Source organism: Roseovarius sp. MMSF_3298 (assembly GCF_030733705.1).
GTDB classification, from domain to species: domain Bacteria; phylum Pseudomonadota; class Alphaproteobacteria; order Rhodobacterales; family Rhodobacteraceae; genus Roseovarius; species Roseovarius confluentis.
Genome location: NZ_JASHIN010000008.1, coordinates 56,627 through 74,274, shown reverse-complemented (window position 1 = coordinate 74,274; position 17,648 = coordinate 56,627). Strand labels below are relative to the sequence as shown.

The following is a 17,648-nucleotide window of genomic DNA, read 5'->3' as shown; positions in this document are numbered from 1 at the left end:
ATTTACCTTCAGCCAGCTTTGGAATTGAACTGTTCGGTGCCGGCGCGGACCGCTTCGTTGACCGCGGACTTGCCCTTGGTTTCCAGTTCCGAGATTTCCGCCGAAAGGCGCTCTTCGGCTGCACGTAGAAAGGCATCCCGGCGGGCCCCCATCAACTCGGCTTCGCGGCGCGTGCTGGGCAGCAATGCGCCCAGCAATCCGCCGATTCCTGCCGCGACCAGCCCGGTCACCAGGGGTTGCGAGTTGTGCGTATCAACGGCCGACTTTGCCGCGCCGCGGGCATACCGCTCCGCAGCTTCCTGAGCATCGACGGCCTTCAACCGCAGCGAGATCACGCGATCCCGCGCTTCCGGCCCAAGCCGCTCCAGGCCGCTATGGAGCTTCCTGCGCATCCGAGACGCCGAGGCGGACACGCGGCCAGCGGCGATCTGCGTGCGCTTGGCGTTGCGTTCGGCTGCACGGGCAATACGCTCGTCTTGGCTCAACCCGTTCGAGCTCCGCCCGACGTTGGAAAACGCACCCTTCTGATGCGCAGTACCACCGGCCACGAGCATTGCCACGCCGATCCCCACAAGCGCCAGGCCAACGGGATGGTCCTTGGCCGATTGCGTGATGCTGTGGGTGGCGGTCCGGCCAAATTCGGCGGCATCGTCGATGGCCTGCCGTCCAAGGCGTCCGGGGTTCACGCTCTCGGCAAAATCCCCGATCGCATCGGCCAGTCCGGCACGATGCTGTTCTGCGTCTTTCTCAAGCTTTTCCATAGACTTCGCGGTCATCATGACTCTCCTCGAATAGTGCAATATCTGATTTCAGGCTTTCGATCGTGCGTCGGGGCATCATTGCCCGCGCCGACAGGCACCGCATTCCGATCACGCCCAGTATGACCGTCAGCGTGACGAACACCCCGAACACGATCGCCGCAGACGTGCCAAATCCAAGCCCCATATCCGCCAGTGCCAGCACGGCCACCACCGCAAGGGCGTGAACGCTGACCAGCGCAAAAAGTAAAGCGGCGGCAATCAGGATCAGTCCGGCCTTGGCCGACCTCAGGTTCTGGCTCAGCTCCCGCCGCGCCAGGTCGGCATGGGCGGCCAGCAGTCCCCGCGCTTCGCGCAGGATGCGGGCCACGACCACGCCGAATGGTGGTTTGGGCGCGTCCTTCATCAGTCGTGTGTCCCCGTGTGCGGGCTTTCGGGCAGATAACCCGACCAGACGTCATCGTCCGCCGTGATCAACTCGGGACCGTCATCCGCATCCGAGGGCGCGCTGGCGCTCAGGAAACGCGCCGCGGCAAACCCGGCCAGCGCCGCGCCGCCCAAAAACAACAGAGGGTTGCGCCGTGCAAACGCCGACACATCCTCGACCATGTCCGGCAACGACCGCTCGCGCAGGCGGTTGGTCGCGTCCTCGACGGCCTCACCCGCCTGGGTCAGGAACGAGTTCACGGCATCATAATCCTCGAACTCACCAGCAGCTTTCTTGGTCGCGCTTGAAATCGTATCGCCGTGATCGGCCACGTCGTCGCGCATCTCTGCCGCGCGGGCCTCGGCCTCTTTCGTGACGGCTTCCTTACCGTCTTCGACCATTTCCTTGGCTTTCGTCTTGGCGTTCATTTTCGGTCTCCTCACGCATTTGTGACGTGTTGCGATCTGTATCGCTCTGTCAACGTCTGCGGGCTTCGGAGGTTCCGCTGCGTCTGCAATATCTTTGACGCCCCGGTGCCCGCGTCCAAGCCGCCGCCGAACAACTCCGTGGACACGAAAAACCGGGGCGCCGAAACACCCCGGTTCATACTCGTCACTTTACAACTGGCGTTAGCCGCGGTTGATCGCGTCGGCGATGCGGTCACGCAGATAGTCGACCGAGAACGCATACTCGAGCGCCTTGCCTTCGTTGGTCGTCTGCAGCGACTTCACCTGAATGCCAACAGTCGGCACTTGGTAGCCACCTTCGGCGTCAAGGTCGACGAAGACCAGGCCACCCATTTCGCCGCGGTCCTCGGTGTAGGACACGGTCCCGACAGGCTCGCCCGTCACGGTGTAGATCATCGTGCCCGGCTCCGCGATCAGCAGGATGTTCTCGCCCTCGGTATTCTCCGAACCGGTTTCGTCCTGTGCGACTTCGTCGTCCACGCCTTCATCTGCAGAACCCGAGGTCTGCGTACCGATCACGACAATGTCGTCGCCATCTTCGGAATAGGTCTTCGCTTCAACTTCGGTGTTGCCATCTTCAACTTCAGCGGCGTTTTCCAGGACCTGACCCTTGTTCGTCACGTCTTCGCCGACGGTGGATTCAGCGTAGGCGGCAAGGGCGCCTGCGGTCGAGAATGCGGCTGCGAGTGCAATCGTACGGTTAAACATTGTAATCTCCTTCGCTTGTGCAGCACCGTGCTGCGATCTGGGATAAGAACTGCTTGCCCCCTTCCGGGTTCCGAAAAAATTCTTGCATCGGTTTTTTTTACCGCGCGGCCCATGGCGGAGACGTCGCGGGGACTTGACACAAATTCACCGTAAAAACTTGATATAAATCATAATTTCATGCGCAGTGATCCAGAGATCCAAGCGCCGTTCACACAGTCGAAAACAATATCGTGAACCTCTTCGCTCTTTGCGCAGCCGCCCGCACGACGCGCAACTGTGCATTTTTTTGCCCAGCCTTCCGGTGTCATTCCCCGACGCTCCGCGCTACCGTGCATCGCGTACAACAGCTAAAGCGGCCCCGATCATGCACGCCTTTCTCGCCCCGGCCCAGTCCGCCCACGCCCCCCAGACCTTCTTGCATCAGGGCGTCCTGAAACCTTCGCCGGAAGCACCGGAACGCATCGCCATTCTCAAGGACGCCGCCCAGGCCGCGGGCTGCACCTTCGCCGCCCCACCCGATGCAGGGCTCGCCCCCATCGCCGCGGCGCACAGTTCCGAGTACATCGGCTTTCTCCGCACCATCCACGCCCGCTGGTCCGCCCTCGACGGCGCCGCGCCCGAGGTCATTCCGAATATCCACCCCCGCACGCGCGCCGACAGCTACCCCACCTCCCCTGTCGGTCAGGCGGGCTATCACCAGGCCGACACCGCCTGCCCCATCGGCCCGCGCACCTGGGAGGCGGCCTATGCCTCGGCCCAATCCGCCATCGCCGCCGCTGACGCGGTGGCTTCCGGCGCACCCCACGCCTACGCGCTCTGCCGCCCGCCCGGGCACCACGCCTATGCCGATCAGGCCGGCGGCTTCTGTTTCCTCAACAACTCCGCCGTTGCCGCCCAGCGCCTGTTGGCTGCGGGCCACCGCCCCGCCATCCTCGACATCGACGTGCATCACGGCAACGGCACCCAGGGCATCTTCTACGACCGCGCCGACGTGCTCACCGTCTCGATCCACGCCGACCCGTCCGATTTCTACCCGTTCTTCTGGGGCCACGCGCAGGAACGCGGCGCCGGCCCCGGCCTCGGCGCCAACCTCAACCTCCCCCTGCCCCGCCTGACCGACGACGACGGCTATGCCCCAGTGCTCGACACCGCCCTCGCGCGCATCACGGATTTCGGCACAACCGCGCTGGTCGTGGCCCTCGGCCTCGACGCGCACCAAGCCGACCCCTTCAAGGGCCTCGCCCTCACCACCCCCGGCTTCACCCGCATCGCCCGCACGCTTGCCGCCACCGGCCTGCCGCTCGTTCTGGTGCAGGAGGGCGGCTATGTCTCCGACCATCTGGGCACGGCCCTCTCGGCCTTCCTCTCGGGGCTCTGAGATCTGTCACAAAACCATCAAGCTCTACCGCTAGACACGGCTGAACCACCAGCAGGAAAGACCCCAATGACCCGCTTCACCGCCGCCGTGTTCGACTGGGCCGGCACCACCGTCGATTTCGGTTCCTTCGCCCCCATGGGCGTCTTCGTCGAGGCCTTCGCCCAATTCGGCATCACCGCCACGATCGCACAGGCCCGCGGCCCGATGGGCGCGCCCAAGTGGGACCACATCCGCACCATGCTCGACATGCCCGACCTCGCCCGGCAATGGCAGGACAGGTATGGCCGGGCGCCAAGCGACGCGGATGTCGATGAGGTCTACAAGGTTTTCGTTCCCATGAACGAGAAAGTGGCCGCCGATCACGCCACCCTCGTCCCCGGCTGCGCCGAAGCCATCGCCCAGCTGCGCGAAATGGGCCTCAAGATCGGCTCCACCACCGGCTACACCCGCTCGATCATGAACCACGTCCTGCCCGTCGCGGCGGCGCAGGGCTACACCCCCGACACCCTGGTATGCTCGGACGACCTGCCCGAAGGCCGCCCCGGCCCGCTTGGCATGTATCAATGCATGATCGACCTCGTCGCCTACCCGCCCGAAACGATCCTCAAGGTCGACGACACCGCCCCCGGCATCAAGGAGGGCGTCGCGGCGGGCTGCGTGACCGTGGGCGTCGCGCTTTCCGGCAACGCAGTCGGCAAGACGCCCGAGGAACTGGCCGCCCTCACCGAGGCGCAGATCGAGCCGCTCCGCGCCCACGCCACTGCGATCCTGAAAGACGCCGGCGCCGATCATGTCATCGACACCGTCGCCGACCTACCCGCCCTCGTCCGCCGCCTGGGCCACGTCTAGCCACCCGTGATAGCGCAGCACCGGCGCGCTCCCCCAGGGCAGCCCGATGGAAATCTCGAACCGGTAGCGCCCCGCGTCGGGCCGCTCCGAGGCGCTGACCTTCGGCGCCGCCCATCCCGGCACCGGCAGGCCGAGGCACCGGAACCGCCAGTCCACCAGGTGCAGGCCGCCTTGCGCCGGCACCAGCCGGCACATCGCCACCATCGCGCCCATCCGCTCGGCCAGCTTGCCATCGGGCGTGGCCCACTGCGCCGTCTGCATGACCTGCCCGGCCATGCTGCGCGTCCAGACATCCCGAGCACCGCGCCCGCGTTTCTCGAACCTCAATTCGGCGTCCTCCACCGCCGGCGGAAACCCCGCCCACCGTAGCGCCGCCCGCAGCACCGGATTGCGCGTCACCTCCACCGTGATCCGCCCGTGAAACACCCCGTCGCCTGCATGTAGCGCCCGGCACTCCGGCGCCAGCGCCGCCATCCCGGCCTCGCCCAGCAGCCGCGCATAGACCGTCACCGCAAAAGCCGCCGTTGCACCTGCGGGTCCGGCAAGGCACACAAGTCCCCACGCCCGAAAACCGCATACCTGTTCTGCGCGATCCGCGCATAGATCCAATCGCGCAGCCCGACCGGCAAGACCCACACCAGCCGCGCGGGCGCATAGACCCAATGCAGGCGCGGGAACAGCATCGCCATCCCCTCCAACGATCCCCAGGCCCGCCCATCCTCGATCATCAGCCAGGACGCCGGATCATCCGCATCAAGCCCGTAATGCTCGAGCAGCGCCCGCCCCAACGCGCCCTGCATCGGCGCGATCCGTACCCGGTCGTGCTTGTCCAGCTTTGCGATCCGCCGCGCCGCGCGGGAACACAACGCGCATTCGGCATCCATCACCACGACGATCCGCCCGTCATCGAACGCCGGCACCGCCGGATCATCCCGAAACGAATACGGCCGCCGCGCGTCGGGCTGCATCACCGCACCCCGGGCTTTTTCTTGCCAGAAATACTCAACTCCAAACCGCCCACGTCCCGCATCGCCGCCGGATCATGGCACCGGCAGGTTTTCACTGTTCCAAAAATACTCAAAGACGCCCTCAGTCCACGCCCAGCGTATCCAGCAGCGCCTTCAGTGCCGCGTGATCGTCCGGGTCATGCGCCACCCGGCGCGACCGGAACAGTGTCGCCTGGCTGCGCAGGATCATCCCGTCCTCCAGCGTCTTCAGGTGGTTGGCCCGCAGCGTGTCCCCGGACGAGGTGATATCGGCAATCGCCTCCGCCGTCTCGTTCTTCACCGTGCCCTCGGTCGCGCCCTGGCTGTCGACCAGCTGGTAGTCCGCCACGCCATTGTCGCGCAGGAACTCGCGCACCAGCCGGTGATACTTCGTGGCGATCCGCAACCGGAACCCATGCCGCTCCCGAAACGCCGCCGCCGCCGCATCCAGATCATCCAGCGTGCCCACGTCCACCCAGACCTGTGGCACCGCCAGCACCAGGTCCGCGGCCCCAAAGCCCAGCACCTCGACCTCTTCGACCACCTGCTCCCAGCCGCCAAGCTTCTCGCGTATCAGGTCCTGTCCTGTCACTCCGAGGTGGATCCGCCCGGCAGCCAGCTCGCGCGGGATCTCTCCCGCCGACAGCAACACCAGCTCGGCATTCTCGACGCCGCGCACGAAGCCCGCGTATTCGCGTTCCGCGCCGCTCCGGCCCAGCTCCACGCCCCGGTCCGCGAACCAGCCGAACGTCTTGTCCATCAACCGGCCCTTCGAGGGCACACCGATCTTCACGCTCATGCCCCGCCCTCCAGCGCCAGCACCTGGTCGGGCCGGATCACGCCGCCCACTGCCGGGATCTCGTGGCCGCCGCCCAGCCGCCGGGTCAGCGCGTCATAGCGCCCGCCCGTGGCAACAGGGGGCAGGTCCGGGCGCTTCGGCACCGAAAAGCCGAACACGAATCCATCGTAATATTCCATCTGCGTCCGGCCATAGCTGGCCTCGAACTCAAGCGTCTGGGGCGCCACGCCCGCGCGCTCCAGCGCCTCCAGCCGGCGGGCCAGTAACTCCACCGCGCCCGAGATCGCCGGCATGTCCACCGCGATGTCGCGCAGATGCTCCAGCGCGTTGTCGGCGGTCTCGCGCACCGCCAGCACCGCATCCAGCAATTCCACGTCCCGCGCCGTAAGCGGCGGAGAGTCCGCATCCTCGCGCAGCGCCCTGATCCGCGCCGCAATCTCGTCCGGCCCGCGCAGCCCGATCATCGGCGCGTCACAGGCCATAGGGTCCGTCGCCGCCAACAGCGCCGCCCGGCTCTCCGGCACCGGCGCCCGGCCCGAGAACCGCTCGATCAACGCGCGAAACCGCCGCGGCCGCCAGATATGCCGGCGCAGCGCCACCTTGCGCCGTTCGGTCGTGTCCAGCCCTTCGACGGCAGCCATCAGGATGCCGATATCGCCGATGATGGCCTGCAACGGCAGGTGCTTCACCGCCTCGTGGATCACCGCGAAGACCCGCGCATCCGCTTCCGCGGGCGCGCGCCGGTCGAACATCTCGAACCCCACTTGCAGGTATTCATTGGGCCGACCCGAGTCGTCTTCCTGCCGCCTGAAGACCTCACCCGCATAGGTGTAACAGGCCGGCTCCGCCCCGTGCGCCATGTGCATCTGCACCACTGGCACGGTAAAGTCGGGCCGCAGCATCTGCTCTCCCCGCAAGGCGTCCGAGGTCACGTAGGCCCGCGCCCGGATATCCTCGCCATACAAATCCAGCAACGTGTCCGCCGGTTGCAGCACCGAGGTTTCCACCGGCACCGCGCCCGCCGCCTCGAACATGTCGCGCAGCCGGGCGGCCTCGGCCTTGACCGCCGCGCGGTTGTCCGGGGTCGGTCCCATCAGCCCTGTCCGCTTTCCTGGCCGTCCAGCATCTCGCGCACCTTCGCCACCAGCTGGTCGCGCGGCACCTCGAACTGGCTCGGGCGTTCCTTCCATTCCTCCAGCGTGGCGTTCTCGGCAATCTGCGCGCCAAGAACCAGGTCCTTGATCTGCACCTTGCCCGCGTCGAACTCGTCGCTGCCCGCAATGACCGCGACGGGACTGCCCCGCCGGTCCGCGTATTTCATCTGGTTGCCAAAGTTCTTGGGATTCCCGAGGTACACCTCGGCACGGATGCCCGCGCTCCGCAGTTCCGACACCATCGCCTGGTACTCCGCCATCCGGTCCCGGTCCATGACGGTCACGACCACCGGCCCCTCGACCGCACCCCCGATCCGCCCCTTCTCACGCAACGCCGCCAGCAGGCGATCGACCCCGATGGAGACCCCCGTCGCCGGCACCGCCTGCCCGGTGAACCGCTTCACGAGGTCGTCATACCGCCCCCCGCCCGCAACCGAGCCGAACTGCCGCTTGCGGCCCTTGTCGTCAAAGATCTCGAAGGTCAGTTCCGCCTCGTAGACGGGGCCGGTATAATACCCCAGACCCCGCACCACGCTCGGGTCGATCACGATCCGGTCCGGGCCATAGCCCTGCGCCGCCAGTAGATTGGCAATCGCCTCAAGTTCCTGCACGCCCTCCGCGCCCATCGCGCTTTCGCCCACCGCATCACGCAGGTTTGCCAGCGTCTCAGCCGCGTCCTCGGCTTTCGAGGTCAGGAAGGCCAGCACCGGCTTGGCCTGCGCATGGGTCAGCCCCACACCGTCGATATAAGCGCCCGACGCATCCAGCCGCCCTTCGGTCAGCAGTGCGCGCACGCCTTCCTCGCCCACCTTGTCGAACTTGTCGATGGTGCGCAGAACCGCATCACGCTGCTCGCCTTCGTCAAGGCCCATGACCTCCAGCACACCGTTCAGAACCTTCCGGTTGTTCACCCGGATCAGGTAGTCGCCGCGCGGAATCCCCACCTCTTCCAGCGTGTCTGCCAGCATCGCGCAGATCTCGGCATCGGCGGCCATGCTGGCCGTGCCCACCGTATCCGCGTCGCACTGATAGAACTGCCGGTAGCGCCCCGGCCCCGGCTTTTCGTTCCGCCACACCGGCCCCATCGCATAGCGCCGATAGGGCGTCGGCAGATCGTTGCGATACTGCGCATAGACCCGCGCCAGCGGCGCTGTCAGGTCATAGCGCAGCGCCATCCAGTCGCCCTTGTCGTCCTCGTCGAACTCCTGCCAGGCAAAGACGCCCTCGTTGGGCCGGTCGACGTCGGGCAGGAACTTGCCCAGCGCCTCGACTGTCTCCACCGCGCTCGTCTCCAGCGCGTCGAACCCATAGCGATGATAGACCCCTGCAATCTTGCGCAACATGTCGGCGCGCTCGGTGACTTCCACACCGAAATAATCGCGGAACCCCTTGGGCGTTTCCGCCTTGGGGCGCGGGGCCTTCTTGGTCTTCGCCATGTCCCTAATTCCTTGGCTAAGGGCTTTGCGGCGCGGTCTAGCCGAAGGCGGGGTGCGGGGCAAGCACGGCAAGGCGCAGGCTGAGGTGCCATCACGTGTTTTCCCCTTGAACGGGGCGGGATTAGGTTCAATCCTGTATCGGAACGCAGTCGATAGGCCAGAAATGCAAGAGCTTGAAGAAAAAATCGCCCACCTGACCCGTGCCGTGGACGACCTGTCCGACACCGTCGCCCGGCAGGAGACGGTGATCGCCCTCCTCAATCGCCGCGTTCAACTACTGTTGGAGCGCGAGGCAGAGCGCGAGACGGCGCAGGGCGGCCAGGAGGTCGTCGGCGACAGCCGCCCGCCTCACTGGTAGGAACCACGGAAACTCAGCCGCCCTTGCGGTCCTGCGCCAGCACGTCGCCGCCATGCACCAACAGCGTGTGCCACTGCGCGTTGCTGCCGAACCGCTCGTAGATGCTGACGAACACCGTGTCACGGTCCAGCCGGTTGATCCGGTTGCCGCAGGGCTTGCCGCGACCCACTTTGCAGACCCGCGATTTGAGCTGCTCATACGCCTTGTCGGTCGTGCTGTAAGGATGCACCTCTGCAGGCAGGCCGTACCGCAATTGCTCGTGCGATTCCGCCCCCGCCAGAACCGCCACCGCCGCCGAGAACTGCCGCGCGCAGCCGTCGTCGAATCCGGTAAGGTAGAATGTCCGCAGGCCGGTGCTTTGCGGGGCACTGTCATAAAGCGCGTAGGCCCCGCGCCGCTCAGGGTATACCTCAACCCGGCTCCCCATCTGCCGGTTGCTCAGCCCGCAGATCCGGGCGACCTTGCCATAGGGCAGCACCGTACCCGGCGCGACTTCACTCGTGGCGCCATCGGCGGGCGCGTTCCCGCCGCCACCGAACAGGCCGAACAGCCCCCGCTTTTGCGGCTTGGGCTCCACTTCGCGCGACGCCCCAAAGGTTTCGGGCGGTGTCTGGCGCGCCGTCTCCTCGGTGGCACTGGGCTCCGCGCTTTGTTCTGGCTCGGACGTGTCTCCCTTCGGCTTGCCCCCGCCCAGCAGCCGCGCCAGGAATCCGCCGCTCTCGGCCTCGTCCCGCGCCTCTGGCCCGGGCATCGCGCCCATGGTTTCGGCCCCCTCCGACAGATCCTGCTCGGACAACCGGCCGATCTCGGCCTCCGGCGCGCCACAGCCCGCCAGGGCCAGCGCGCAAATCAATACAATTTTCCGCATGGTCCTCCCAGGGTCCCATCGCTTCCGGTCAACGACTTAGCCCAGAACCGCGATACGGTCCACTGGCCCGACGCCGCACCGGTGGAGTGTTGCCGATCCGAATCACTCGCGAGGTTTCAAAGGTCCTCGACCATGACCACGCCCTCAAGACTCTTGATCGCGCCCTTGATCTGGGGCGTCACCGGAAACTCGCGGCCCGCGTCGATCTCCACCTCGCCGGGCAATGCCTCGTTCATCAGGCAGAACCGGATCGGGCCGCGCCCGCCCCGTGCCGCGGTCGTCGGCGCATTGGTCAACACCTGCGCCACCGACCCGATGGCGGTTTCACTGTCGACGAAGATTTTCAGCCCGCTGGCGCCCGCATCCGCGACCACCGCATCGGCGGGCTGCACCGACCGCGCCAGCAGCTTCAGCTGATCGCTCTCCATCGTCGCCTCGACCACGATCACCACCTGGTTGCCGGTTTCCAGATGCTCGCGCGCCACCTCCAGCGTGTCCGAGAACATCGTCACCTCGTAGCCGCCCGTGACATCGCTCAACTGCACGAAGGCAAAGCGGTTGCCGCGCGCCGATTTCCGCTCCTGCCGTCCGGCGACGACGCCGGCCATCTTCGCCACCACGGCGCCCGACCGTGCCGCCAGCTCGTTGACCTCGTCCAGCGTCTTGACGTCCTTGCGCTTCAGCGCGGCCATGTAGTCGTCCAGCGGATGCCCCGACAGGTAGAAGCCCACCGCGGCATATTCCTCGGTCAGCCGCTCCGCAGGCAGCCAGTCCTCGACCGGGCTCAGCCGCGGCTCCGGCAGGTCCTCGCCCGCCTCGCCAAACAGAGACACCTGGGCCGAGCCCTTCTGTTCATGGATCGCCGCCGAATAGCGCATCAGCGACTCCAGGCTGTCGAACACGCGCCGCCGGTTGCGGTCCAACGCGTCGAACGCCCCCGACCGCGCCAGCATCTCCAAGGGCCGTTTGCCCACCGCCTTCAGGTCCACCCGCCGCGCGAAATCATAGAGCGTCACGAACGGCTTTTCGCCGCCCCCGCCCCGGACCTGATCCGGGGCCTCCTCGCCCCCCTCGTGCCGCGCCGCCACGATCAGCCGCATCGCCTCGACGCCCACGTTCTTCAACGCGCCCAAGCCATAATGCAGCACGCCGTCCTTCACCTGGAAGGTCGCGTCCGAGCGGTTCACGCAAGGCGGCGCCCAGGGCAATTCCAGCCCCTTCTTCACTTCCTCGAAATAGATCGCCAGCTTGTCCGTCAGGTGGATATCGCAGTTCATGACGCCGGCCATGAACTCCACCGGGTGATTGGTCTTCAGCCATGCGGTCTGGTAACTGACCACCGCATAGGCCGCCGCGTGCGACTTGTTGAAGCCATAGTTGGCGAACTTGTCCAGAAGGTTCCACACCTCCAGCGCCTTGGCATCATCGACGCCGTTATCCTTGGCGCCCGCGATGAACTTGGGCCGCTCGGCATCCATCGCCTCCTGGATCTTCTTGCCCATGGCCCGGCGCAACAGGTCCGCACCGCCAAGCGAATACCCGGCCATCTCCTGCGCGATCTGCATCACCTGTTCCTGGTAAACAATAATGCCCTGCGTCTCGTCCAGGATATGATCCACTGACTTGTGCAGGTAATCCCGCTCGCTCAGCCCGTTCTTCACCTCGCAATATTTCGGGATGTTCTCCATCGGCCCGGGCCGATAGAGCGCCACAAGCGCCACGATATCCTCGATGCAGGTGGGCTTCATCCGCTTCAGCGCATCCATCATGCCCGAGCTTTCCACCTGGAACACCGCAACCGTCTTCGCCTTGGCATAAAGCGCATAGGTCTTCTCGTCATCGAGCGGGATCTGCCCGATATCGTTCTCGGCCCCTTCGTTCGGCTCGTAGATACGGCTGCCATCCGCCGCCGTATGCAAATCCCGCCCCCCGGCATGGATCTGCTCGATCGCGTTCTGAATGACGGTCAGAGTCTTCAGCCCCAGAAAGTCGAACTTCACCAGCCCCGCCTGCTCGACCCATTTCATGTTGAACTGCGTCGCCGGCATGTCCGACCGCGGGTCTTGGTAAAGCGGCACCAGCTCATCCAAGGAGCGATCCCCGATCACCACGCCCGCCGCGTGGGTCGAGGCGTTACGCAACAGTCCCTCCACCTGCATCCCGTATTTCAGCAGGCGGTCCACGACCTCCTCGTTGCGGGCCTCCTCGCGCAGGCGATCCTCCTGCGCCAATGCCTTTTCGATGGAAACGGGCTTTACCCCCTCCACCGGGATCATCTTCGACAGGCGGTCCACCTGCCCATAGGGCATCTGCAACACCCGCCCGATATCGCGCACCGCGGCCTTGGATAAAAGCGCACCGAAGGTGATGATCTGCCCCACCTTGTCGCGCCCATACTTGCCCTGCACGTACTGGATCACCTCTTCCCGGCGATCCATGCAAAAGTCGATGTCGAAGTCGGGCATCGACACACGTTCCGGGTTCAAAAACCGCTCGAACAGCAGGCTGTACCGCAGCGGATCAAGGTCCGTGATCGTCAGCGCATAAGCTACCAGGCTGCCCGCGCCCGACCCGCGCCCCGGCCCCACCGGGATGTCATGGTCCTTGGCCCACTTGATGAAGTCGGCCACGATCAGGAAGTAACCCGGGAAGCCCATTCCCTCGATGATCCCCAGCTCGAACTCCAGCCGCTTTTCGTACTCCTCGACCGACGCCGCGTGGGGAATGACCGCCAATCGCTCATTAAGGCCTTCCTTGGCCTGCCGCCGCAACTCGTCCACCTCGTCATCGGCAAAGCGCGGCAGGATCGGGTCGCGCCGATACGCACCAAAGGCACAGCGCTGCGCGATCTCCACCGTGTTCTCCAGCGCCTCGGGCAGGTCTGCGAACAGCGTCGCCATCTCCGCCGGCGACTTGAAATAATGCTCTGCCGTCAGCCGCCGCCGCGGCTCGGACTGGTCCACATAGGCGCCTTCCGCGACGCAGATCATCGCGTCATGCGCCTCGTACATCTTGGCCTCGGGAAAATAGACGTCATTCGTCGCCACCAGCGGCAGATCCATGGCATAGGCCATCTCGACAAAGCCGCGCTCGGTCTTGGCCTCGGCCTCCGGCACGCCCGCCTCGCCGCGATGCCGCTGCAACTCGACATACAGGCGGTCGCCGAAGATCCCCGCCAGCTTCTGCATCAACGCCTCCGCCGCCGGGCGCTGTCCCAGCTGCAAGAGTTTGCCCACGGCCCCCTCCGGCCCCCCGGTAAGGCAGATCACCGACGCGCCATGCGCCTCGAGGTCCTCGACCGTCAGATGCGCCAGCTGCCCGTCCCCGCGCAGGTACAGCGCGGAATTGAGCTTCATCAGGTTCTCGTAGCCTTCCTCGTTCTGCGCCAGCAGAACCACCGGCGCGGGCGGCACGGGCCGCTTCCCCGGCTCGGGCGTCATGTATTGCAGGTCCATCTGGCAGCCCATGATCGGCTGCACCCCCGCCCCCTGCGCCGTGACGGAAAATTCCAGCGCGGCGAACATGTTGTTGGTGTCGGTCACGGCCACCGCCGGCATCTGGTGCCTGGTGCAAAGGTCGGCCAGCTTTTTCAGCCGCACGGCCCCTTCCAGCAGGGAATACTCGGTATGGACGCGAAGATGGATGAATCGGGGGGAACTGCTCATGCCACCACACTATCCAGCACCGCTCCCTTCGCCAAGCCCGACATCTGCCCAAATCCGCATCACCCGGACCGGCCCGACGCCGCGTATCCCACGCCCCCCATTGCCGTTCCCGCCCGCCTTGCGCTAACAGGGACGGGGACCGCGAAACCGGGGGGACAACGGCGCGTGACGGAACCGCTGCTCAGCATCGACGGGCTGACCAAGGCCTATCCCGGCGTGGTCGCCAACGAGGATGTCAGCTTTGACATCCACGCCGGCGAGGTGCACGCCCTCCTGGGTGAAAACGGCGCGGGCAAGTCGACGCTGGTCAAGATGATCTACGGGCTGGTCAAGCCCGACAGCGGCACTATGCACCTGCATGGATCGCCCTTCGCTCCGTCCGAACCCAGCGACGCACGCCGCCACGGCGTTGCGATGGTGTTCCAGCACTTCTCGCTTTTTGACGCGCTCACCGTGGCCGAAAACGTGGCCCTCGGCATGGAAACCCCGCCCCCCATGCGCACCCTCGCCGCCCGTATCCGGGAGGTCTCGGAAACCTACGGCCTGCCGCTCGACCCCGGGCGCACCGTGGGGGACCTCTCGGCAGGCGAACGCCAGCGGGTCGAGATCATCCGCTGCCTGCTGCAGGACCCGCGCCTGCTGATCATGGACGAACCCACCTCGGTGCTGACCCCGCAAGAGGTCGCGATCCTCTTCAAGACCTTGCAGAAGCTCACCTCCGAGGGTGTGGCGATCCTCTACATCTCCCACAAGCTGGAAGAAATCCGCACGCTCTGCAACCGCGCCACGGTCCTGCGCCGGGGGCGCAACGTCGGCACCTGCGACCCGGCGCAGACCACGGCGCACGCCATGGCCGAGATGATGGTCGGCAGCGCCTTCGAGACGCCCGCCCGGCGCGACACCAAAACCGGCGCCCCGCGCCTCACGCTCGACGCGCTGTCGGTTCGCGCGCCCTCGGCCTTCGGCACCGCGCTTCGGGACGTGTCGCTCACCCTGCACGCGGGTGAAATCCTCGGCATCGGCGGCGTCGCGGGCAACGGGCAGGACGAACTTCTCGCCGCGCTTTCGGGCGAGTTGCCTGTGCCGCCCAGCGCCCTGCGTCTCGACGACAAACCCATCGGCCGCCTGCCCCCGCAGGCCCGGCGCGACCTCGGTCTTTTCGCGGCCCCCGAGGAACGGCTGGGCCACGCTGCCGCCCCCGAGATGAGCCTGACAGAAAACAGCCTGCTCACCGGCGCCACCAAGCAGAATCTCTCCAACCGCGGCTTCCTGAACTGGCCCCGCGCACAGAGCTTCGCCGAGAAGGTGATCGCTGCGTTCGACGTTCGCACCCCCGGGCCCAACACCGCCGCGCGCGCCCTGTCCGGTGGCAACCTGCAGAAATTCGTCATCGGCCGCGAAATGGCGCACGACCCCGAGGTTCTGATCGTCAACCAGCCCACCTGGGGCGTCGACGCCGCTGCCGCCGCCTTCATCCGGCAGGCGCTAATGGACCTCGCCGCCAAGGGGGCCGCCATCCTTGTCATAAGCCAGGACCTCGACGAGCTGATGCAGATCTCCGACCGCTTCGCCGCGCTCAACGCGGGCCGGCTTTCGGACATCCACCCCACCGCCGACCTGACGACCGAGCAGGTGGGCCTGATGATGGGCGGCGCGCACGACATGGAGGTGGCGCATGTCTGAGCCCGCGCACCAAGAGTATCTTGCCTCCTGCGGGGATATTTTCGGCCAGAGGAAGAAACGGCATTCCGCCCCCGGCACGGAACGCACCCCGTGCTGAAACTCGAGCGCCGCCCTCAGCCCTCCCGCACCTGGTCGGCGCTGGCCCCGGTGCTGGCGGTGCTGATCACCATGTTCGCCGGTGGCGCGATGTTCGCCGCGCTCGGGCAAGATCCGGTCGAGGCGATCCGCACGATTTTCTGGGAGCCGCTTTTCGGCGAATTTGCCCGCTTCGACCGCCCGCAACTTCTGGTAAAGGCCGCGCCCCTGACCCTCATCGCCATCGGCCTCGCGCTTGGCTTCCGGGCGAACATCTGGAACATCGGCGCCGAGGGGCAATACATCATCGGCGCACTCACCGGCGCGGGCGTGGGGCTGGCTTTCTATCCCACCGAGTCCGCGCTGATCTTCCCACTGATGGTCGTCGCGGGCGCTGTTGGCGGCTGGGCCTGGGCCATGATCCCCGGCCTTCTGAAGGTCCGCTTCGGCACCAACGAGATCCTCGTGTCGCTGATGCTGGTCTACGTGGCCGAACAGCTTCTGGCCAAGATGGCGCTGGGCCTGCTGCGCAATCCCGAAGGCCGCGGCTTTCCCGGCTCGCGCAGCCTGCGCGACTATCCGTCGGCCCATAACGCCGAGCTCTTCGCGGGGACCGGCATCCACTGGGGCGTCGTCGCCGCCCTGATCGCCGTGATCTTCGCCTACATCCTGCTCGCGCGGCACATGCTGGGCTTTCATATCAAGCTGTCGGGCCAAGCGCCCCGCGCCGCGCGGTTCGCGGGCGTGAACCCGGCGCGCCTGACGCTGATCTGCCTCGGAATTTCCGGCGCGCTGGCGGGGCTTGCCGGAATGTTCGAGGTCGCGGGCCCGGCAGGCCAGATCAATATCGACTTCAACGTGGGCTACGGCTTCACCGCCATCATCGTCGCATTCCTTGGCCGTCTGCACCCTGTCGGAATCCTGCTGGCAGCACTGCTGATGGCACTCACCTACATCGGCGGCGAGCTTGCCGAAACCAATCTCGGCCTGCCTGCCGCCGCGATCCAGATGTTCCAGGGCATGCTGCTCTTCTTCCTTCTGGCCGTGGACCTTCTGACCCATTTCCGCCTGCGCTGGCGCAGGGCCGAGGTCGCGTGATGGACCTTTCCGCGATCGACCCGACGCTGCTCCTGGCCTCGCTCATCGTGGCCTCCACGCCCATCCTGCTGGCCGCCCTCGGCGAACTTGTCGTGGAACGCGCAGGCGTGCTGAACCTCGGGGTCGAGGGAATGATGATCACCGGCGCGATCTGCGGCTTCGCCATCGCGGTCAACACCGGCTCGCCCGTCATCGGCTTCGTGGCCGCGGCCTTCGGCGGCGCCATCCTGTCGTTGCTCTTCGCGCTGCTGACGCAATTCGCGCTGGCCAACCAGGTTGCCTCCGGCCTTGCGCTCACGCTCTTCGGGCTGGGACTAAGCGCCCTTCTGGGCCAGGGCTACCAGGGCATCAAGCCCCCGCCGACGCGCAGTCTCGACATTCCCGTATTGTCGGACATCCCAGTCCTGGGCCCCATCCTCTTTTCCCATGACCTGATGGTCTATCTCGCGCTCGCGCTCGTCGCCGCCGTCTGGGCCATGCTGAAATATACCCGCGCCGGCCTGATCCTGCGCGCGGTGGGCGAAAACCACGATGCCGCGCACGCCCTGGGCTACAAGGTCGTGCGCGTGCGCCTCCTGGCGATCCTTTTCGGCGGCGCCTGCGCGGGGTTGGGCGGCGCCTACCTTTCCCTCGTGCGCGTTCCGCAATGGACCGAAGGCATGACCGCCGGCTCCGGCTGGATCGCGCTGGCGCTCGTGGTCTTCGCCAGTTGGAAAGCCGGCCGCGTTCTTCTGGGCGCCTGGCTTTTCGGCGGCATCTCGGTGCTGCAACTGAACCTCCAGCCCACCGGCATCCCGATCCCGGTCGAATACCTTTCCATGTCGCCCTACTTGATCACCATCCTCGTGCTGGTCATCATGTCCGGCGACAAATCCCGCGCACCCGGATCCCTGGGCCGCACGTTCCATGCCTCGCAATGAGGCCAACCACACCAACAGG

17 protein-coding genes are annotated in these 17,648 nt (G+C 66.2%); 6 read left to right on the top strand and 11 right to left on the bottom strand.

Annotated elements, in window-relative coordinates:
* Positions 1-8 precede the first annotated feature (8 nt).
* The 4 genes from RBB18_RS09285 to RBB18_RS09270 form a co-directional block, all read right to left on the bottom strand.
* Positions 9-776: a hypothetical protein gene (locus tag RBB18_RS09285; RefSeq protein WP_274592227.1), complete on the bottom strand. Its 768-nt coding sequence runs from the start codon at positions 774-776 to the stop codon at positions 9-11.
* Positions 748-1,164, bottom strand: coding sequence for a phage holin family protein (locus tag RBB18_RS09280; RefSeq protein WP_103761769.1), 417 nt, complete (start codon positions 1,162-1,164; stop codon positions 748-750). Before RBB18_RS09280 ends, RBB18_RS09285 begins: the two co-directional genes overlap by 29 nt.
* Entirely contained in the window at positions 1,164-1,613 is a 450-nt protein-coding gene (locus RBB18_RS09275) for a hypothetical protein (protein ID WP_103761770.1), read from the bottom strand. Before RBB18_RS09275 ends, RBB18_RS09280 begins: the two co-directional genes overlap by 1 nt.
* Positions 1,614-1,814: 201 nt before the next feature.
* Positions 1,815-2,360: a hypothetical protein gene (locus tag RBB18_RS09270; protein ID WP_103761771.1), complete on the bottom strand. Its 546-nt coding sequence runs from the start codon at positions 2,358-2,360 to the stop codon at positions 1,815-1,817.
* A gap of 364 nt (positions 2,361-2,724) precedes the next feature.
* Here RBB18_RS09270 and RBB18_RS09265 point away from each other — a divergent pair, with 364 nt between their 5' ends.
* Both RBB18_RS09265 and phnX read left to right on the top strand, forming a co-directional pair.
* On the top strand, positions 2,725-3,738 hold the full coding sequence (locus RBB18_RS09265; RefSeq protein WP_306110961.1) for a histone deacetylase family protein: 1,014 nt from the start codon (positions 2,725-2,727) through the stop codon (positions 3,736-3,738).
* A gap of 66 nt (positions 3,739-3,804) precedes the next feature.
* Positions 3,805-4,587: a phosphonoacetaldehyde hydrolase gene (gene phnX, locus RBB18_RS09260; RefSeq protein ID WP_274592229.1), complete on the top strand. Its 783-nt coding sequence runs from the start codon at positions 3,805-3,807 to the stop codon at positions 4,585-4,587.
* On the opposite strand, the gene RBB18_RS09255 is transcribed toward phnX, so the two are convergent.
* From RBB18_RS09255 to hisS, 5 genes are all read right to left on the bottom strand, one after another.
* On the bottom strand, positions 4,552-5,097 hold the full coding sequence (locus RBB18_RS09255; RefSeq protein WP_274592230.1) for a DUF4166 domain-containing protein: 546 nt from the start codon (positions 5,095-5,097) through the stop codon (positions 4,552-4,554). The genes phnX and RBB18_RS09255 overlap by 36 nt on opposite strands.
* The gene (locus RBB18_RS09250; protein ID WP_306110960.1) at positions 5,094-5,555 is read right to left on the bottom strand and encodes a thiol-disulfide oxidoreductase DCC family protein; all 462 of its coding nucleotides are present in this window, start codon (positions 5,553-5,555) and stop codon (positions 5,094-5,096) included. The genes RBB18_RS09255 and RBB18_RS09250 overlap by 4 nt, the downstream gene beginning before the upstream one ends.
* Before the next feature lie 121 nt (positions 5,556-5,676).
* Positions 5,677-6,372: an ATP phosphoribosyltransferase gene (gene hisG / locus RBB18_RS09245; protein WP_103761776.1), complete on the bottom strand. Its 696-nt coding sequence runs from the start codon at positions 6,370-6,372 to the stop codon at positions 5,677-5,679.
* Entirely contained in the window at positions 6,369-7,466 is a 1,098-nt protein-coding gene (locus tag RBB18_RS09240) for an ATP phosphoribosyltransferase regulatory subunit (protein WP_103761777.1), read from the bottom strand. The genes hisG and RBB18_RS09240 overlap by 4 nt, the downstream gene beginning before the upstream one ends.
* On the bottom strand, positions 7,466-8,962 hold the full coding sequence (gene hisS, locus RBB18_RS09235; protein WP_306110959.1) for a histidine--tRNA ligase: 1,497 nt from the start codon (positions 8,960-8,962) through the stop codon (positions 7,466-7,468). The genes RBB18_RS09240 and hisS overlap by 1 nt, the downstream gene beginning before the upstream one ends.
* Before the next feature lie 163 nt (positions 8,963-9,125).
* On the opposite strand from hisS, the gene RBB18_RS09230 reads away from it, so the two are divergent.
* On the top strand, positions 9,126-9,320 hold the full coding sequence (locus RBB18_RS09230) for a SlyX family protein (protein WP_274592234.1): 195 nt from the start codon (positions 9,126-9,128) through the stop codon (positions 9,318-9,320).
* Between the two features lie 13 nt (positions 9,321-9,333).
* Here RBB18_RS09230 and RBB18_RS09225 read toward each other — a convergent pair whose 3' ends face one another.
* Both RBB18_RS09225 and dnaE read right to left on the bottom strand, forming a co-directional pair.
* Positions 9,334-10,188: a hypothetical protein gene (locus tag RBB18_RS09225; protein ID WP_306110958.1), complete on the bottom strand. Its 855-nt coding sequence runs from the start codon at positions 10,186-10,188 to the stop codon at positions 9,334-9,336.
* A gap of 116 nt (positions 10,189-10,304) precedes the next feature.
* On the bottom strand, positions 10,305-13,853 hold the full coding sequence (gene dnaE, locus RBB18_RS09220; protein WP_306110957.1) for a DNA polymerase III subunit alpha: 3,549 nt from the start codon (positions 13,851-13,853) through the stop codon (positions 10,305-10,307).
* 165 nt (positions 13,854-14,018) lie between these two features.
* Between dnaE and RBB18_RS09215 the strand changes: the two genes are divergently transcribed.
* The 3 genes from RBB18_RS09215 (at position 14,019) to RBB18_RS09205 (ending at position 17,629) form a co-directional block, all read left to right on the top strand.
* Positions 14,019-15,536 carry an ABC transporter ATP-binding protein gene (locus RBB18_RS09215; protein ID WP_306110956.1) on the top strand — a complete coding sequence of 506 codons (1,518 nt, stop codon included), beginning with the start codon at positions 14,019-14,021 and terminating at the stop codon, positions 15,534-15,536.
* 90 nt (positions 15,537-15,626) lie between these two features.
* Positions 15,627-16,709 (top strand): ABC transporter permease, encoded by a 1,083-nt coding sequence (locus RBB18_RS09210; protein ID WP_306110955.1) that lies wholly within the window; start codon positions 15,627-15,629, stop codon positions 16,707-16,709.
* Positions 16,709-17,629: an ABC transporter permease gene (locus RBB18_RS09205; protein ID WP_103761783.1), complete on the top strand. Its 921-nt coding sequence runs from the start codon at positions 16,709-16,711 to the stop codon at positions 17,627-17,629. Before RBB18_RS09210 ends, RBB18_RS09205 begins: the two co-directional genes overlap by 1 nt.
* Positions 17,630-17,648 lie beyond the last annotated feature (19 nt).

What these genes read in the sequence shown, in the direction of transcription:
- dnaE (WP_306110957.1), bottom strand. Translation starts at nt 13,853, where the DNA reads ATGAGCAGTTCCCCCCGATTCATCCATCTTCGCGTCCATACCGAGTAT.
- RBB18_RS09240 (WP_103761777.1), bottom strand. Translation starts at nt 7,466, where the DNA reads ATGGGACCGACCCCGGACAACCGCGCGGCGGTCAAGGCCGAGGCCGCC.
- RBB18_RS09225 (WP_306110958.1), bottom strand. Translation starts at nt 10,188, where the DNA reads ATGCGGAAAATTGTATTGATTTGCGCGCTGGCCCTGGCGGGCTGTGGC.
- RBB18_RS09205 (WP_103761783.1), top strand. Translation starts at nt 16,709, where the DNA reads ATGGACCTTTCCGCGATCGACCCGACGCTGCTCCTGGCCTCGCTCATC.
- RBB18_RS09230 (WP_274592234.1), top strand. Translation starts at nt 9,126, where the DNA reads ATGCAAGAGCTTGAAGAAAAAATCGCCCACCTGACCCGTGCCGTGGAC.
- hisG (WP_103761776.1), bottom strand. Translation starts at nt 6,372, where the DNA reads ATGAGCGTGAAGATCGGTGTGCCCTCGAAGGGCCGGTTGATGGACAAG.
- hisS (WP_306110959.1), bottom strand. Translation starts at nt 8,962, where the DNA reads ATGGCGAAGACCAAGAAGGCCCCGCGCCCCAAGGCGGAAACGCCCAAG.
- RBB18_RS09270 (WP_103761771.1), bottom strand. Translation starts at nt 2,360, where the DNA reads ATGTTTAACCGTACGATTGCACTCGCAGCCGCATTCTCGACCGCAGGC.
- RBB18_RS09285 (WP_274592227.1), bottom strand. Translation starts at nt 776, where the DNA reads ATGACCGCGAAGTCTATGGAAAAGCTTGAGAAAGACGCAGAACAGCAT.
- RBB18_RS09250 (WP_306110960.1), bottom strand. Translation starts at nt 5,555, where the DNA reads ATGCAGCCCGACGCGCGGCGGCCGTATTCGTTTCGGGATGATCCGGCG.
- RBB18_RS09280 (WP_103761769.1), bottom strand. Translation starts at nt 1,164, where the DNA reads ATGAAGGACGCGCCCAAACCACCATTCGGCGTGGTCGTGGCCCGCATC.
- RBB18_RS09275 (WP_103761770.1), bottom strand. Translation starts at nt 1,613, where the DNA reads ATGAACGCCAAGACGAAAGCCAAGGAAATGGTCGAAGACGGTAAGGAA.
- phnX (WP_274592229.1), top strand. Translation starts at nt 3,805, where the DNA reads ATGACCCGCTTCACCGCCGCCGTGTTCGACTGGGCCGGCACCACCGTC.
- RBB18_RS09265 (WP_306110961.1), top strand. Translation starts at nt 2,725, where the DNA reads ATGCACGCCTTTCTCGCCCCGGCCCAGTCCGCCCACGCCCCCCAGACC.